Here is a 386-nt window from a genome sequence, read left to right as displayed (position 1 = left end):
AAAGACTTCGGGTGCTATTATTGTATTAATGATTTTTCTTGCAATCATGAATATTTCTGCCGTTTTTTTACGTCGACGATTTGAACGGCGCAAATAACTTCGATATAGCAGTAACTTCGATAAGCTTTGTGTTTTAAATTAAGGTGATTTTTTGTAATGAAAATTAAAATGCGTGGTCAAGATGTGAAGGTTTCTTACGGAGGTAAAGCAGCACTTCATGGTATTACTCTTGACATTCCTGAACATCAGGTTACAGCTTTAATCGGTCCTTCAGGTTGCGGAAAGTCGACTTTTTTGCGTTGTTTTAATCGTATGAATGATACGATTGAAGGTGCTAAAATAACGGGTCTTATTACCTTAGATGGGGAAAATATTTATGATTCGCA

Annotated in this window: 1 protein-coding gene; it reads left to right on the top strand. The window is 35.5% G+C overall.

Going from position 1 to position 386, the window contains the following annotated elements; genetic code table 11:
• Window positions 1–156: 156 nt before the first annotated feature.
• Window positions 157–386, top strand: a 230-nt coding sequence (locus J7R05_RS08960) for an ATP-binding cassette domain-containing protein (RefSeq protein WP_208541935.1), incomplete at its 3' end; no start/stop codon positions are given.

The sequence above is a fragment of the Bartonella capreoli genome, from assembly GCF_902813205.1.
GTDB lineage: Bacteria > Pseudomonadota > Alphaproteobacteria > Rhizobiales > Rhizobiaceae > Bartonella > Bartonella schoenbuchensis.
Note: the sequence above shows the minus strand (reverse complement) of the source record. Positions and strands in the feature narration are given on the sequence as shown.